Raw genomic sequence first — 15,419 nt, forward strand, 5'->3', positions numbered from 1 at the left:
GTCACGCTTCCATTTGTTCTGCGCCTGAAGGCGCGCTGATTTCGATCAGGGTTGGGGTCTGGCGGCCCAGGGCATCGGCTACTGCTTGCGCCAATTGGCCGGGCTGGTCGATACGACAGCCCTCGGCGCCAAAGGCCTTGGCCAGGGCAACAAAATCCGGGGTGCTCAGGTTTACACCTTCCTGCGGCACTTCCGCCGCATCCATAAAGTCGCGGATTTCGCCGTAGCCGGCGTTATTCCATACCAGGATGGGCAGAGGTAAACGTTGCTCAACAGCCACCGCCAATTCGCCCAGGGTAAACATCAAGCCGCCATCGCCGATCAGGGCGATCACATCCCGCTCGCTAGAGAGCTTGGCGCCAACTGCCGCAGGCAGGGCGAAGCCCAGGGTGCCATAACCGGTAGTGCAGGTCACATGGCTACGCGGATGATATAGGGGCAGGGCGTGGTTAGTGTTATAGGCCAGCTGGGTGGAGTCTGTCACCAGGATACCGTTTTCCGGCAGGGCTTCGCGCAGGGCCTCAACCCAGAGGAAGCGTTGTTCGGAGCCATCCCACCATTCTTTACGACAGTCTTTTAGTAACTGGGCTACCTCTTTTTCAGAATGTTCGCCTGCTGTTGCATCGCGTTGGATCAGGGCGGCTTCCAATTGCTGCAGGCTCTCTTTGGCGTCAGCACAGATCGCCAGATCCGGTTGGGCGTTGCATACCAGCTGTGCAGCATCTATATCGATACGAATCAGTTTGCCGGAGAAGGCGTAATCGTCCCGCACCAGGTTGCGATCGGTTTCAGAGAGTTCGGTGCCCACGGCCAGAACCACATCCGCATTCTGCACGCGGTTGCGTGCACAATCGAAACTCAGATTGGCACCGCCACACAGTGGATGGCGTTCATCCACAACGCCCTTGGCGGCCAGAGACAGAAATACCGGGGCAGCAATTTTTTCAGCAATTTGGGTAGCCGCTTTGCCGGCGCTCTGGGCACCGCCGCCGAGGAGGATGACCGGGCGCTGGGCGGATTGCAGCCATTCGGCGGCCGTGGATATAGCAGCGCTATTTGCCGCCGGGGCCATAGCGGCTGGTGCAGCTTTGTAGTCTTCCAGTTGGCCGGGCATGGGAGCCGGGAACAGGTCGATGGGGATTTCGATATGCACAGGCCCCGGGCGGCTGGACTGCAGCAGCTGGAATGCCCGTGCCATCACCTCTGGTAATTGCTCAGCCTGGCTGAGCGTGTGCTGCCAGATACAGAAGCCGCGGCTGGCATCACTCTGTTGTGGCAGTTCATGCAGGCGACCGCGGCCCATGCCCAGGTCTTCGCGGCGATTGATTGCGGAGATCACCAGCATGGGAATCGAATCGGAATAGGCTTGCGCCATGGCGGTGGCTGCGTTGGTGAGACCGGGGCCGGTGATCAGGAAGCAGACACCAATCTTGCCACTGGCACGGGCATAGCCATCCGCCATAAAGGCGGCACCCTGTTCGTGGCGCGGAGTGATATGCATCAGGTCACTGCCGGGCAGACCTCGGTACAGTTCGATGGTGTGGACACCGGGGATGCCGAAGACTTTTTCCACCTGGTAGTCGCGTAGCAGGCGCATGAGCACCTGGGCGCATGTGGGCGCAGAGGACATAGCCACCATTTTCCTTATTTGTGTAAAAATGCCGTGAGCCTAGCGGCCCACTAAAAAGCACGCAAGCGCCCGCAGAGTCTGCACCTGCGAGGGGAAATACGCAGGAAAATTGAGATTCGTCCCCTATCGCGACAGGAAACTTGGCGCCCGAGCCGCAAGATTCCTTGTGTAAAGGGAGTTGCGATACAAGAAGATTTGTCGCGTAGCTGGAATAAAAATCGCTTTGCTTCAGCTGGCTGGATATATTTTGAGCTTGAATAACTTAGGAAGTAGCACCATGGAAATCGATCAATGGCGTCGTGAATATCTGCTTGGCGGTTTGCGCCGTTCGGAGTTAAAAGCCACCCCGGTGGAGCAGTTTCGCGAATGGCTTGAGGAGGCACTGGCGGCCAAACTTTCTGACCCTAGTGCCATGTGTCTGGCCACGGCCGATAGCAGCGGCCAGCCCTCCCAGCGCATTGTATTGCTAAAAGGTTTTGACGAGCGCGGCTTTGTTTTTTACACAAACCTGCAGAGTAAAAAAGCGCATGATATGGAGAAGAACCCGCAGGTATCCCTGCTGTTCCCCTGGCACAGCCTGGAGCGCCAGGTCATTGTTAGCGGCAATGTGGAGTCGGTGACGCGTGAGGATGCCGAGCAGTATTTCCAGTCCCGGCCACTGGAAAGCCAGCTGGCCTCCTGGGCCTCGCGCCAGAGCCAGCCACTGTCATCCCGTGAGGAACTGCAAAAACAGTTTGACCAAGAAAAGGCGCGCTTTGCAGATGGACAAGTGCCGCTGCCAGATTTTTGGGGCGGTTATCGGGTAGTGCCACATGCGGTGGAGTTTTGGCAGGGTGGTGCCAATCGCCTGCACGACCGCTTTATTTACCGCGCCGATGATAGCGGTTTGTGGACGCTGGATCGTCTGTCTCCCTAGTGGCCGCAGAATTTTAGCTAAAGTGTGGCGTGGAAAATTTGAGCGGGGTGTTTGACTCCGCTTTTTGCTTTGATTTTTATCATTTTACTTTCAGGCAAAATAGAAAAGGGTATGAATGTTTGTCAAATTAAAAAGCTTACCCATTAAAATGTTATTTTAAGGCTGCAGGTTAAATAGATGTTTTATTTTAGAAACACTGCATTTATTAGTGAAGCGGGTCAGGCCTTTTTTTCGCCTTCGCGATTGAGAAAGTCCAAGCCTTTGATGAGAGCCTCAACCCGGCTTTCTACAAAACAATCCTCGTCCATCCAATCCCGGATATGTAATTTCTCCAGTCTATCCAGTGTTGGCTCATTGGGGCAGTACAGATAGACTTTGCAACCCAAACTAATGGCATCACGCATGGTGTTTTCCAGTGCCAATGCAGCGGTGGTATCAATCATGGGTACTGTACTTAAATCCATAATGATGACTTTAAATTTACCCACTGCGGCTTGCTGGCGAGTAATGGCCTTGGATACCCCAAACAACATTGGGCCCGATAAAAAGAAAAACAGGATCTGTCCTTTTGACTGCCGCAGCATCTCCCGTTCCTGCCGGTTGAGGGGGTCGCCTTCCTCGACATCAGAAATCGCTTTAACACTTTTTTCCTGAATACGGCTGAGCCGCTCAATGGTGATGATATTAACAAGGAATACACCAATGGCCACGGCATAAATCAAGCCCACAAACACGGTCATCAGCAGAACGCTGTACATAATAAAGGTTGGGAATATTGCTACCTGGTGATGGTGAACGCGTCGGATATAACTCCAGTCGAGAATATTAATGCCGACGAACACCGCGATACCGGCTAATACCGCCATAGGAATCGGTTGCGTCAGGGGGGCAAACCAGAGCACCACCAGCAGTAGGATCAGCGCACGCACTATACCGGCCAGAGGAGAACGCGCCCCTACCTGAATATTCACCACGGTCCCCATAGTGGAACCCGCGCCGGGCAGCCCGCCAAACAAACCGGATACGGTGTTAGCGATGCCCTGGCCGATCAATTCCCGGCTGGGGTTGTGCTCCCTGCGCGTCAGGCTGTCCGCTATCACCGCAGTTAACAGGGTATCGAGACAGCCCAGAGTGCCGAGCACCAACGCTTCAATCAGCATGGTGGACAACATATCAAAAGTGATGTCGGGTAAAACCAGGGAGGGCAAGCCACTGGGAATTTCGCCGATACGCCGGATCTCTTCGTTGTCGAACAACATCATGGAAAGCAAGGTAATGACGACTAGTGCCACCAGTTGGGGGGGAACCAGCTGTTTGAGTTTCTTTGGTAAAAAAAACAGCATCCCGAGGGTGAGCAAACCGAGGAAGAGTTCCCCATAGTGGGTATTTCTGACTAGCTCCGGCAATTCCTGCACGGTTTCCATCGGTCCGCCAGCGGGCGTTGGTTGGCCGAGTAACGGACCAATCTGCAAAATTACCAGAATAATACCCACCCCGGACATAAATCCTGAGACCACGCTGTAGGGCATCAAGACAATATATTTGCCGAGCTTTAACGCCCCCAAAGCAATTTGAAAAATGCCCGCCATGATGACCACGGTAAAGGCCATTGCCAGTCCCTGGTCGGGGTGCTCTGCCATCATGGTGGTGATCACCGCAGCCATTACTACTGTCATGGCACCGGTAGGCTCAGAGATTAAGGTTCGGGTACCCCCAAACAAGGAGGCAAATAGCCCGATCAGAATGGCCCCCCACAGCCCTGCAGTGGCTCCTGCCCCAGAAGCAACCCCAAACGCCAGTGCCATGGGTAGCGAAACCACGGCTGTGGTGACTCCACCAAAGAGATCCCCTTTGAGGTTCACTCCCTCAAATCTACCCGTCAACAAGGCCGCGCCTCTTCGTGGATTTCGAATGACTCTAAGGATATGGCAGTTATGTGGAACTGCCAGAAGGAGTGTTGTTCTACGGCCAGTCTATTTGTGTGGTTTTCAGCACTTGCCTTTCGTGTGCTTGCACTCTCTGGCTATTTTTGTGCAGAGACGCTTAGAATATCGCGCCAACCAGATTGCGGGAAATACCGTATAAAAACCCGTTGGTACGACTGTGCTTGATCAAGTTTTGAGAAAAATAGGTAGGGGGATTTATGGCCATTATTGGTATTGACCTGGGTACCACCAATAGCGCCTGTGGGGTTTTAACGGAAGATGGCGTGAAGCTGATTCCCAATCGCCTGGGAGAGGCCTTGACCCCATCGGTGGTTGGTTTGGATGACACTGGCAAGCTAGTGGTGGGGAAAACCGCAAAAGAGCGCCTGATCAATCACAGTGATACCACCGTTGCCGCCTTTAAGCGTCTGATGGGCACCGATCATCAAGTCAAACTGGGTCGCCAGCAATTTACCGCAACCGAACTTTCCGCCTTGGTACTGCGCTCTCTCAAAGAGGATGCCGAGGCTTTCCTGGGGGAAGAGGTCAGCGAAGCGGTGATCAGTGTGCCCGCCTACTTTAACGATAACCAGCGCCAGGCGACAAAATTGGCTGGAGAGCTGGCAGGCCTCAAGGTAGAGCGCCTGATCAACGAGCCTACCGCTGCGGCAATTGCCTACGGTCTACACGATAAGCGGGAAGGGAATTTCCTGGTGCTAGACCTGGGCGGTGGTACCTTCGATGTCTCCATCCTGGAATTCTTCGATGGCATTATGGAAGTACATGCCAGTGCCGGGGATAACTACCTGGGCGGTGAGGATTTTGTCGAGGCAATGATCGACAGCGTTTTGGAAGAATTGCAGCTGAAAAAATCTTCCCTGAAACCGCGCGAACTGCAGAATCTGTATATGCAGCTGGAAACGACTAAGCGCCGTATCAGCCAGCAGGCAGAGCAGTTACTTAAATTAAACCTCGGTGGGCGTGCACTCGAATGGAAAGCGACTCCCGAATGGTTTGAGAAACTCAGCACTCCGTTGCTGCTGCGAGCCAAGCGCCCGATTGAGCGCACCATGCGCGATGCCGATTTGCCACCCGCTAAAATTGACGAAGTGGTATTGGTGGGTGGCTCCACCCGCCTGGCCCTGTTCCGCTCTATGGTGGGACGTATGTTTGGCCGCTTACCCTCCTGCCACCTGGACCCAGATACTGTTGTCGCCATGGGAGCGGCTATTCAAGCCGGTCTCAAGGAAAAAAACTCCGCGCTGGATGATATCGTCCTCACCGATGTATGCCCCTACACCCTGGGTACTGGCATAGTGAACGAAGACAGCCCGCAGCTGGGCAATTACTTCCTGCCGATTATTGAGCGCAACACCGTGGTGCCGGTGAGTATCGTGCGCAGCGTCTGCACTGCCCGCGATGATCAGGAGGAGGTCTGTATCGATGTTTACCAAGGGGAAAATCGCCTGGTAAAGAAAAATGTTTATCTGGGCGAACTCACGGTGCCGGTACCCAAGAAACCCCGGGGCGAGGAAGTGGTGGAAGTGCGCTACAGCTATGATATGAACGGTTTGCTGGAAGTGGATGTCACCGTCGTTTCCACCGGTAAAACATTTAATAAGTTAGTGGAATTTACGCCGGGCGCCCTGAATGAACAGGATAAAGCCCAAGCGTTGGAAAAACTGGCCAAGCTCAAATTTCATCCCCGTGAAGATGAGGAAAACCGGGCGCTGCTCGCCCGTGGTGAACGCTTGTATGAAGCGAGCCTCGGCGAGCAGCGCGATTATATAGCTAAATTGCTCGCCAGCTTCGATCGGGTTTTGGATAAACAAAACCTGGTGGAGATTGGCAAGGCGCGTGCCGAACTCACTGAAATCTTCGATAAGCTCGACGGTGAGGACTGGATTTAATGAGTCCTTGGGAGATACTCGAGCTAGCGCCTTGCGATGATGCGCGGGCGATCAAGCGCGCCTACGCAAAAAAACTGAAGCAAACCCGCCCGGATGAAAAGCCTGAAGAGTTTCAGCAGTTACACAGCGCCTATAAATGGGCCCTGAAAGCCGCTGAGGAGCTTAAAGAAGAGAAAAAGGAAAGTGAGGAACCGCAAAATAACGAGGTGCTTGCGGAAGTTGCTAGTGCTGAGGGGGCTGCACTTTCCCCTGAGGCCGTGCAATTACAGGGACAGGCAGAGCCCCAGGTGCAACAAAATAGTGAGCCGAATCATCAAGACCACTCCCCAGCCTCATCAGAAGCTATTGAGCAAGCTCAATCAAAAGTCTCTCTTGACCTGAATCAAGCCCAGGATCAGGAAACTGGGAGTGAGAGACAACAGGAGACCTCTACAGAGAAACATGCGGAAGAGCAGCATTCTGAAGGTAAGAATGCACAAGAAGATAATGTGCAAGAAAATCCTATTGAAGAGGATGACGCTGAACAAGACCCACAGCGAACATTGAGAATTGGCGAGTACCATCGGGTGTTGGAGCAAGTGGATAGGCTGCTGCAAGAACCCAGTAACTTCAATGTAAAAGAAAATTGGCATTTTCTCACCGATACACCTTATATGCTCGATGAGGAATATAATTGGAATCTGGGCCTCTCAATCTTCGAACGTTTTGCCAGAATAAATTTGCAGGCCAGTGAAGCTACCTCTAAAGGTAAAAAACAAGCTCAGATTTCTAACAATATTCTTCAGTACTGCAATAGTTTGTTCGACTGGGATGGTAATGCCTCCTATTTATACGGCGCCTTGGACGAGTCCCTTTGTGATTGCATTTTTAATTCGCTGCACAGCGAAGAAGTAACTGTAGACCCCGCCCAAGGGCTTAGAGGTGGGCGCAAGCTGATCCGGCAGAAAATCACCCAGCCGGAAGAAACCTATGATCAATACTACTTTGGCCACTTGCTGGCCCGAGGCGTTGCTGTCTTACTGGATTTATTGTTGTTGTACGTCGTGGTTGGCTTTATCGCCTCCATTGTGATGATGAAGGTATACGATATGCCAGAAGGCGCCGCCACAACCATGGCGCTGGGGATCTGTTGCCTGGCCTATCTACTGATGGCCTGGATTACAGAGAGCTCCCGCTTTCAGGCGACGCCGGGTAAATATCTGATGGGTTATAAGGTCACCAACAAAAAATTTGAGCGAATAGGCTATGGCCACGGCCTTTGGCGCCTACTGAGCTTCACTCTCACCCTACCACTGGGAAAGATCGGTTGGTTGATTAACTGCTTCTTAGGCGGAAACCTGATGCACGACCGCCTCAGCGCAAGCCATGTCATCAATATGCGTAAATCCCGCGAGGAGTATTTGCGTAGATTGCGGGGGGAGGGGTGATGCCAGTAGTCTCAAAAGAGAATGTCGAGCACTACTCCTGGGGAGAGGGCTGCGATGGCTGGCACTTGGTACGAACCGATTCTCTCGGTGTGATTCAGGAGAGAGTGCCTCCTGGCTGCTCAGAAGTTCGACACCTGCACCGGCAATCTGAACAGTTTTTCTTTGTACTACAGGGCACGGCCACTATTGAACGTGGTGGTGAAGAGTATTTACTCTCTCCCGGCCAGGGTTTGCATATAGCCGCTGGGATTCCTCATCAGCTGTTCAATATGGCTTCTATAGATTTGGTTTTTATCGTTACTTCAACGCCGCCTAGCCATGTGGATCGGGTGGAGCTGTAGAGCCAATACACTAGTGCAATAAAAATTGGATTTGCTGCCTGTTTATTTTCAGATGGTTTTGTTTTTTTTAGAGGTGATATGACATTTAAAGCAGATGTTCTTGCGGCAGCCAAACTGAAGGCGGAAGAACTTGAAGATTGGAAGTTTGTAACGAAAAGGTATCGGTCTCGCCCGGCAGAATTTTGTGATCTATTAATAGATCCTTCCTGGAATTTTTGTGGTTCTCCTGCTTGGGTAACAACCCAGCCGGATGCAGGTGTATACATCAAAGAGGTGGAAGATATTTTATCTCATCTATCAGGTTTTTCGCTGAGTCGAACTCCTACTTTTTCAAGAAGAATTAGAATAGCTGATCTTAAGTACCCTTTTGATCAAACAGTATATGCAGAAGATTTCGAAAGCCGGGAGAAAGCTATAGCGAAAGTTATGCGTGATCTGGATAATATAATCGAGTTTGGGGAGGCGTACTTAAGAAAGCAATATTGTCTAGACAGCAAAGAGTCCTTTTACCTAAGTGTCCCTGAAGAAACCCGTGGTATCTGGGCTACATACTATTGTATTGTGCGTGGATTGCTTGGAGATACGGATTATATAAAACGCGTGCTTCGCAAAGAAATTGATCCTGAGGGCCATCAAGAGCTAGAGCTTATTGGTAAGGTTTTGGATTATTTTTCCTGAAATTTAGTTGTAAGGCTGGGGGAGTTCACTTTTTGTGGTGGGTTGTAATTTTTTTGATATCTAATTTTTGATGAATTTTCTTTTCTAGGCTTTTGCTGTGCGGCTGTAGATAACAGAATTGAGGTTTAATATGAATATTTTGTTAATAATTGGGACTGTTGCTATATTGGTTGCACTTTACCGTGCAGCAACCAGTAAGAATATACCGCAAAGCCCGGCGGCATGTGGTATAGCATTTTTTACCGTTACTGCCGGTTTGGCCTCTTGGTTGTATCTATTATCTGCTATTCCTTTCCATTCCCTGTACTTGCTGGTGAGTGTTATCTCATTACCCCTAATATTGTTATTGGGCGGCGTTATGGCTGCGCGTACAAGTGAGGATACTGCCTCAATGAATGCCAAAATTGTATTGGCTGTTGCGGCGGTCCCCTATTTGCTGGTTACCTTTATTGCTTTTATGAATTCTTCTGAGTGGGCCATTATTTATGCATTAGTAATATATATTCCCTGTATTATTGGTGGGCGATATATTGGCAGTAAATATTTGCAAGTAAAATGATGTAGAGATGGGTGGCTTTGTCGCTTCTATTGTGATAACAGGCTGGTAAGCGTGGACACCAACGGCACTGGTAATTCGTTACCTGGTTTATCTATTGATGGCCAATTAGGTCACTAGAAAAAACTGAGTAAAAAGGCAATGGTTGCAGTCTTTGGTGCCTACTGAACTTCACTCTCACCTTACCGCTGGGTAAAACGGCTGGTTGTTTAACTGTTTTTTAGGTGGGGTTCGTGATGTACGGCCGCCTCAGCTCAAACCGTACCATCAATCAGCGTAATTAGATTGCGGGGTGGGCTGCGATTGCTTGTACTTGTTAAAAGCTGTTACTTCAACACAGCTTAGCGCTTGAGCTTAAGTGAGTTTTTTTGGGAATATGGTCGTTGAAAATTTATCCTCCTTTCTTTGTGGTGGGCGAGCTAAAGGTCGCAGATAGAAGAATAGATATAATCAAAAAGAGTGGCGCCTATTTTCTGTGTTCAGACCTAGATGAAGACGTGATTTTGTATGATTTTTTTCGAGCTTGGAACACCTCTCAAGATATTAAGGAATGTTTGTTACCGGAAGTAGGTTCAGTTATATCTGGCAAGGTAGCTTATACGGATGTCGATGCAGATATTTTTGGCTTGGCTTATATCGAACCTCAGACTACAAAGCTTATAGGGGGGATGGCTCCTGACCTGGAATTGCCGACAATGGAGTTTAGAGAGCTAATCAAACAGTGGGTTGACTTTCTAGAGACACATGGCCAATAAGTTTAATGAGGGAGTATCGTTGCTTCGGTACGGCTTGTCTTTGATGTCAAGTGGAATTTTTTTGTGGGGATACAATCGATGAAAATCTACGCTCTTTATTCTGTGGTGGGCGAGCTAAGGACTGCAGACAGAAGAATAGACATAGTCAAAATATATGATAGCTATAGCTTGTATCCTAAGCTGGATGAAGAGGAGGTCTTGGAGGGTTTTTTTCAGATGTGGGCAGTCTCTCAAGAAATTAAAAAGGATGTGTTGCCGGAAATAGATTCAGTTTTGTCTGGAGAAAAAAATATACTGAACTCGGTGCTGAGATTTTTGGGTTGGCTTATATCGAGCACCAGAACACGAAGTTTATAAGCGATATGGGTTCTCCTGACCTAGAGCTGTCAACAGTGGAGTTTAAAGAGCTGGTTGAGCAGTGGGTTGATTTTCTAGAGGCGCATGGACGATAAGTTTATTAGTGAAGGTGGTTATCGTTGATTCAATGTCGCCTAGTCATAGGGGTCGGGTGGACTTGTGGGTTTGTATATATCTATTCAGTCTAAAGGCTTATAGAGATTATCTCGTTGACCTTGGTCCAAAAGATCGTCTGAGGAGTTTGAATTTCTATGTTGTATGCCCGGTGGCTATGAAAATATTTTGTAATTATTAGCCTTAAGGGCTTTAGTGTTAATTTTTAATAAGTTGTTTATAGATGAGTGATCAAGTTTTCTTGGGTGGGTTAAAGCGGCTGGAAATTTCTGATAAGCCCGGAAGAATAGAGCGCTGTGAAAGTAACTTTAAGCGTTTCCTGAGTGAAGGAGGTAAAGTAAGTGGGCCTTTGCTCATGTTAATGGATGCTCTTGTAGCGCAGACTTTACAAGCTTTATTTAAACAGGGTGATATTGAACAGGCGAAAGAATCTGCATTTGATGTTGGTAGGGTACTAGCTTTATATTCACACTTTTATCCTGCTGATATGGGCAAGAGTCCAGATAGTCAGCTCCTGTATCCATTGATATCAGATAGTCCGGAGTTAATCCATTGGGGCAAGCAATATTTCATTCCTTTACTAAGGAAAAGTCAGGGTAAATATGTTTGCGATAATATAAACAACCCTGAATTCCATGCTCTGCAACTCAGGCTAGCGCTTGCCGGTGATTGGGGCTTGTTGAAAAGTAGAGCTGAGGCCTTTTTGTCAGGATCTCCTAAAAAATACAAGCTTTACGCTATTGATAGCCGATTTTATATTGCTATGTGCGAGGGGAATATTCATGAGATGGAGGCGGCTATAAGTGAGCTTTTGTCTCCAAAGGTATTAAGACATCGAGATGCTGAGCCTTGTTGGGGGTTGGAGCATCGGTTGTTTTCGCCATGGCCATTTATTCTTTCTAAAATTGCTTTTATTAACGGTTTTTGCCTTGATGTACACATCCCAAATATACCTGGCGATATTTTGAGAGTATCTCCGCTAAAATCTTATAGTAGTGATTTAGATATATTAGAAGAGGTTTCACTTTTTGCACCTTTCTCCGACTTTGAGGAGATTTCAGTGAAAAACTTGAAGGCGCTATCACCGAGATCAATGAGTTCTTCTATTTTGAGTTTTGGGGAGGCTCTAAAGGTAGCTAACAAGGAGCACAATGTCGGCCAACTTTTGGAGCGGGATTAAAATTTATCATCTTTGTGAATTGTTGCTTGGGTAGTTCGTAGTATACCCATGAAATTCTTGAATTTCTCTTGGTGCTTAAATGCTTGGGACGATGAAGGTCGGCTATTTGTGATCTGTGAAGCAATAAACTTTGATTCAGCTGGTGGTCGCACTGATTTTAAAAAAATATGCCACTTAAACCCTGGTGGCACGAGCTGCACATTCCTATTAATAGATCTTGGATTTGGTGTATCTCTTAACCATTAAGAATGTGGGCTTTTAGATTTTTCAGCGGGCTCCTACTTTACCTGATTTTATTCTCGTCTCACCTCAAAGTTGATGTTTTGTATGGTTTTTTATAATAAAAATTCTTTGAAGTCAGAGCATCGTATTGTTGTCTTATATCTTGTTAGTTGGGCACTGAAAATCCTAAGCTCTTTTATAACTTTATTTTGGTGAAGATATGTTAAATTTGAAGTGGTTGAATGTTTTCCTTGTAAGGACTTCTCTTGCTTTATTTGCCGGGCACACCTTTGCGGGAGAGGTCGTTTATAAAGGAGTAGTGGATAGTGATGGTGCAAAGCTGCATCTAGAGGTGTCAGGTCGTGACCTATCTAAACCATTAATCCTATTTCTACATGGCGGCCCGGGAGATGTGGAGTTGGGGTTGGTTCCATTTCAGGTAACTGTTGGGCGGGCGCTCGAAGAAAGGTATTTAGTGGCTTATCTTCATCAAAGAGGGGCCGGCAAGTCTCTTGAGGTGAGCGAAGACACATTAACGATAAAGAACAATATTCAAGATGTGCACAATGTGATTTCTTTTTTAAAAGCGCACTATAAGAAAGATAAGGTTACCTTAGTTGGTCACTCTTGGGGTGGGGGGCTTGCAGCTCTCTATGCGAGTGAGTATCCTGAGACATTAGAGAGGTTGGTGTTTATCTCTTCCTTCCAGGATGCGCAGAAGCAGGCAGAAACCAGCTTAGAAGTAACTCTGAAATGGGCGGAAAGGGAAGGCAACCAATTAGCCATACAGGAGTTACAAAAATATCAAGACTCTCCCTCTGAGCATTATTTGCTGCTATCCAAGTGGGCGAGTCGAGCGAATGGTGGTATCGCGAACGGAGTTGATATTCGAGGTTTTTTAGCCGCTGAAAAAATTGATGAAGAGTTCCCTGGGTGGCAGGAGCGGCGTGGAAGCCTGGCTGACAAGATGAACGATGAGCTTCAGGCGATGAGCGTTAATGGAGGTATCGATCATTTACAGATACCAGCGCTATTCGTTGTCGGTGAGAATGATTCCATTACCACGCCTTTACAGGTAAAGGCAGATTATAAAAGGTATAAAGGGAGTAAATGTTTCTCAGTACTAAAAGATAGCCATCACTTGCCTTTTATGGACGCAGCAGAAAGTCTGGAGAAGACTATGTTAGTCTTTTTAGAGGCCGAGGAGTGTATTAGTGGCGCGTATGAGTAATGGATAGCAAGCCAGGCGAGTAGTTAGGGCCCTATAGCGTTTCTCTGCTCTAGGGCCGGCAGGTTCGATTAAAACGAATACTTTCGTGGTAGCACTTTGCTTTTAAAAACCTGTTCTATCCCTTTATCGTAACCAGGATTAACTACGGTATCGTGGTTTTCACCCTTAATGACCCGTTTGCGTAGAGTCAAATTTTCATAATCTCGGGACTTGAGTCGCTGGGCTAGGTCCCTAAAATCTTGAACGCCGCAAACCTCTCCTTCTTCTAAGCAGATTTCCTCCCCACCAATAAACATATACACGCTTTTCGGTAAGTCAGTCTGGCGTTCGGCATAAGCGAGTTCACTTTCTAGAATTTGCTTATCCGCCCACCAGATGCTGGGGCTGCCGATCACATAGCGGTCGAAGTTATCGGTGTGATTGAAGAGGGCGTGCAGGGCTAAGAGCCCGCCGAGGGAGTGGCCAGCCAGTGTTTCGTCACTTTCATCTCCCTTGAAAGAATTATTGATAAAAGGCTTGAGCTCGTTCTCCAAAAACGCCAGAAATTGGTTGGCGCCACCACCCAGAGTATTCCCCCTAATCTCTCCAGGTACTGGAGTAAAATCCGTTAAACGTAAGGTGAAGTTGGAACTGTCCAGTGGGTGTGAGATACCCACCAAAATTACTGGCGGTAGCTTGGTATTGCCTTGCTCATCGGGTACCTGTTCGTGGATCAGGTTCGGTGCCACCATGGGGAAATTCATATACCCGTCGGTCATATAAATGACCGGATACCGGGTATTGTCTTCGGGGTTAAAGGAGAGCGGCAGTAGCACATCAATTACAAATCCACGCCCCAGTAAGTCGGAATGAAAGTTGTAAGAGAGAATGCCCTGGCGGGTAAATGTTGTGGGTTCAGCGGTGCCGGCTTGCACAAACTGAGTGGCCAAAACCATTAAGCCTATAAGCAATATTTTAATTATTTTCATCTTTGTCCCTTAATGAGCCACGCTTAAGTGTGCTCAGCCGCGTCAGTGGGCGGTCAAGACTGACAAGCCTATCAGATCGGATACGAGACTAGCTACCTTGCGCTGTGCCAACAGTCGCAAAGATGAGTATATAAGTTGGAAAGGGAGTTGTGGGGCGCAGTTTGGCGGGTGGAGTGGCGCCAGGAATATTCCCCTGGCGCTTCCACATCCTGTGAGGGAGGATTTGGTTATCTAAAAGCTGGAGCAAAGTGCCTGGGCCATACGCAGAGAACCCACCTCTCCGGAGCGGCCGGCGAGTTTTGGTGGGACTATAAAAGAGCGGATGTTGCCTTGGGATACCTGGGGGAAATAACCACCTGCCAGGTCGAGAAACTTGTGGCGAATGCGTGGGAACAGGTGTGTTTGTTCCATAACGCCGCCACCGAGAATAATTCGTTCCGGTGAGTAGCAGCTGGTCAGGTTTATACACATGGTGGCTAGGTATTCCGCCTGTAGATCCCAGGCTGGGTGGTCACTGTCCATACTCTGGCCGTGCAGGCCCCAGCGGTCTTCAATAGCGGGGCCGCAGGCAAGGCCTTCCAGACAATTGCCATGGAATGGGCAGTGGCCTGGGTAGGGGTCTCTTCGTCGATCCTGCGGCATCAACATATGGCCGATTTCCGGGTGCATGGCGCCGTTTACTAGTTTGCTATCTACCATTACCCCGGCGCCGATACCGGTGCCGATGGTGACGTAGACAAAATTCTTTACACCTACAGCGGCGCCGCACAGGTGTTCTCCCAGCGCTGCGCCATTGACATCAGTGTCGAAAGCTAAAGGAATAGAGAGTGCCCCCTGTAACTGACCGGCCAGGTTGGTATTGGACCATCCATTTTTAGGGGTGTTAGTGATAAACCCGTACTGGCTCGATTGCGGGTTCAAATCTACCGGACCGAAACTTGCGACACCCAGTGTGGCAATAGGGCCATGGCGTTGGGCACCGGCCTGGAAAAATTCAATGACCTGACCGAGGGTTTCTTCCGGTGTGGTGGTTGGGAAGCTAGCCCTCTCCCAGACATCATTGGGATTTGCGGCAATTGCACAATTAAATTTTGTGCCGCCGGCTTCTATGCCTCCAAGCAAGGTATTTACTGCGTTGCCTTGCACTTCCATCCTAATTTGCTCCACTGGCTGGGTATTCTATTTAAAGAAATATTTGGTCGGTTAATT

Annotated in this window: 14 protein-coding genes; 10 read left to right on the plus strand and 4 right to left on the minus strand. The window is 48.9% G+C overall.

Features of this window, described 5'->3' with window-relative positions; genetic code table 11:
* Window position 1 precedes the first annotated feature (1 nt).
* Window positions 2–1,630, minus strand: coding sequence for a 5-guanidino-2-oxopentanoate decarboxylase (locus MJO52_RS06920; protein WP_252085218.1), 1,629 nt, complete (start codon window positions 1,628–1,630; stop codon window positions 2–4).
* A gap of 277 nt (window positions 1,631–1,907) precedes the next feature.
* Here MJO52_RS06920 and pdxH point away from each other — a divergent pair, with 277 nt between their 5' ends.
* Window positions 1,908–2,546, plus strand: coding sequence for a pyridoxamine 5'-phosphate oxidase (pdxH, locus tag MJO52_RS06925; RefSeq protein ID WP_252085219.1), 639 nt, complete (start codon window positions 1,908–1,910; stop codon window positions 2,544–2,546).
* A gap of 218 nt (window positions 2,547–2,764) precedes the next feature.
* On the opposite strand, the gene MJO52_RS06930 is transcribed toward pdxH, so the two are convergent.
* Window positions 2,765–4,429: a SulP family inorganic anion transporter gene (locus MJO52_RS06930; RefSeq protein WP_252085220.1), complete on the minus strand. Its 1,665-nt coding sequence runs from the start codon at window positions 4,427–4,429 to the stop codon at window positions 2,765–2,767.
* A 260-nt stretch (window positions 4,430–4,689) separates the two neighbouring features.
* On the opposite strand from MJO52_RS06930, the gene MJO52_RS06935 reads away from it, so the two are divergent.
* The 9 genes from MJO52_RS06935 (at window position 4,690) to MJO52_RS06975 (ending at window position 13,242) form a co-directional block, all read left to right on the plus strand.
* Window positions 4,690–6,381: a molecular chaperone HscC gene (locus MJO52_RS06935; RefSeq protein WP_252085221.1), complete on the plus strand. Its 1,692-nt coding sequence runs from the start codon at window positions 4,690–4,692 to the stop codon at window positions 6,379–6,381.
* Window positions 6,381–7,808 carry an RDD family protein gene (locus MJO52_RS06940; protein ID WP_252085222.1) on the plus strand — a complete coding sequence of 476 codons (1,428 nt, stop codon included), beginning with the start codon at window positions 6,381–6,383 and terminating at the stop codon, window positions 7,806–7,808. The genes MJO52_RS06935 and MJO52_RS06940 overlap by 1 nt, the downstream gene beginning before the upstream one ends.
* Complete coding sequence (locus tag MJO52_RS06945; RefSeq protein ID WP_252085223.1) at window positions 7,808–8,149, plus strand: cupin domain-containing protein; 342 nt, start codon at window positions 7,808–7,810, stop codon at window positions 8,147–8,149. The genes MJO52_RS06940 and MJO52_RS06945 overlap by 1 nt, the downstream gene beginning before the upstream one ends.
* Before the next feature lie 78 nt (window positions 8,150–8,227).
* A complete protein-coding gene (locus MJO52_RS06950; protein WP_252085224.1) occupies window positions 8,228–8,827 on the plus strand; it encodes a hypothetical protein in 600 nt (199 codons plus the stop codon).
* Window positions 8,828–8,957: 130 nt separating this feature from the next.
* Window positions 8,958–9,386 carry a hypothetical protein gene (locus tag MJO52_RS06955; protein ID WP_252085225.1) on the plus strand — a complete coding sequence of 143 codons (429 nt, stop codon included), beginning with the start codon at window positions 8,958–8,960 and terminating at the stop codon, window positions 9,384–9,386.
* A 380-nt stretch (window positions 9,387–9,766) separates the two neighbouring features.
* Window positions 9,767–10,138, plus strand: a complete 372-nt coding sequence (locus MJO52_RS06960) for a hypothetical protein (RefSeq protein ID WP_252085226.1) — start codon at window positions 9,767–9,769, stop codon at window positions 10,136–10,138.
* A 78-nt stretch (window positions 10,139–10,216) separates the two neighbouring features.
* Window positions 10,217–10,495: a hypothetical protein gene (locus MJO52_RS06965; RefSeq protein ID WP_252085227.1), complete on the plus strand. Its 279-nt coding sequence runs from the start codon at window positions 10,217–10,219 to the stop codon at window positions 10,493–10,495.
* Between the two features lie 337 nt (window positions 10,496–10,832).
* Window positions 10,833–11,789, plus strand: coding sequence for a hypothetical protein (locus MJO52_RS06970; RefSeq protein ID WP_252085228.1), 957 nt, complete (start codon window positions 10,833–10,835; stop codon window positions 11,787–11,789).
* A gap of 442 nt (window positions 11,790–12,231) precedes the next feature.
* A complete protein-coding gene (locus MJO52_RS06975; protein WP_252085229.1) occupies window positions 12,232–13,242 on the plus strand; it encodes an alpha/beta fold hydrolase in 1,011 nt (336 codons plus the stop codon).
* Window positions 13,243–13,310: 68 nt separating this feature from the next.
* Here the strand turns inward: MJO52_RS06975 and MJO52_RS06980 are convergent, their stop codons facing one another.
* Window positions 13,311–14,210: an alpha/beta hydrolase gene (locus MJO52_RS06980; protein WP_252085230.1), complete on the minus strand. Its 900-nt coding sequence runs from the start codon at window positions 14,208–14,210 to the stop codon at window positions 13,311–13,313.
* A 231-nt stretch (window positions 14,211–14,441) separates the two neighbouring features.
* On the minus strand, window positions 14,442–15,362 hold the full coding sequence (locus tag MJO52_RS06985) for an ROK family protein (RefSeq protein ID WP_252085231.1): 921 nt from the start codon (window positions 15,360–15,362) through the stop codon (window positions 14,442–14,444).
* Window positions 15,363–15,419: the final 57 nt, after the last annotated feature.

Origin of the sequence: Microbulbifer variabilis (genome assembly GCF_023716485.1) — a bacterium.
Lineage (GTDB): Bacteria > Pseudomonadota > Gammaproteobacteria > Pseudomonadales > Cellvibrionaceae > Microbulbifer > Microbulbifer variabilis_B.

Excerpts from the sequence above, each read along its gene's own strand:
- MJO52_RS06980 (WP_252085230.1), bottom strand. The coding sequence starts at position 14,210 with ATGAAAATAATTAAAATATTGCTTATAGGCTTAATGGTTTTGGCCACT.
- MJO52_RS06945 (WP_252085223.1), top strand. The coding sequence starts at position 7,808 with ATGCCAGTAGTCTCAAAAGAGAATGTCGAGCACTACTCCTGGGGAGAG.
- MJO52_RS06965 (WP_252085227.1), top strand. The coding sequence starts at position 10,217 with ATGAAAATCTACGCTCTTTATTCTGTGGTGGGCGAGCTAAGGACTGCA.
- pdxH (WP_252085219.1), top strand. The coding sequence starts at position 1,908 with ATGGAAATCGATCAATGGCGTCGTGAATATCTGCTTGGCGGTTTGCGC.
- MJO52_RS06975 (WP_252085229.1), top strand. The coding sequence starts at position 12,232 with ATGTTAAATTTGAAGTGGTTGAATGTTTTCCTTGTAAGGACTTCTCTT.
- MJO52_RS06935 (WP_252085221.1), top strand. The coding sequence starts at position 4,690 with ATGGCCATTATTGGTATTGACCTGGGTACCACCAATAGCGCCTGTGGG.
- MJO52_RS06940 (WP_252085222.1), top strand. The coding sequence starts at position 6,381 with ATGAGTCCTTGGGAGATACTCGAGCTAGCGCCTTGCGATGATGCGCGG.
- MJO52_RS06970 (WP_252085228.1), top strand. The coding sequence starts at position 10,833 with ATGAGTGATCAAGTTTTCTTGGGTGGGTTAAAGCGGCTGGAAATTTCT.
- MJO52_RS06955 (WP_252085225.1), top strand. The coding sequence starts at position 8,958 with ATGAATATTTTGTTAATAATTGGGACTGTTGCTATATTGGTTGCACTT.
- MJO52_RS06920 (WP_252085218.1), bottom strand. The coding sequence starts at position 1,630 with ATGTCCTCTGCGCCCACATGCGCCCAGGTGCTCATGCGCCTGCTACGC.
- MJO52_RS06985 (WP_252085231.1), bottom strand. The coding sequence starts at position 15,362 with ATGGAAGTGCAAGGCAACGCAGTAAATACCTTGCTTGGAGGCATAGAA.
- MJO52_RS06950 (WP_252085224.1), top strand. The coding sequence starts at position 8,228 with ATGACATTTAAAGCAGATGTTCTTGCGGCAGCCAAACTGAAGGCGGAA.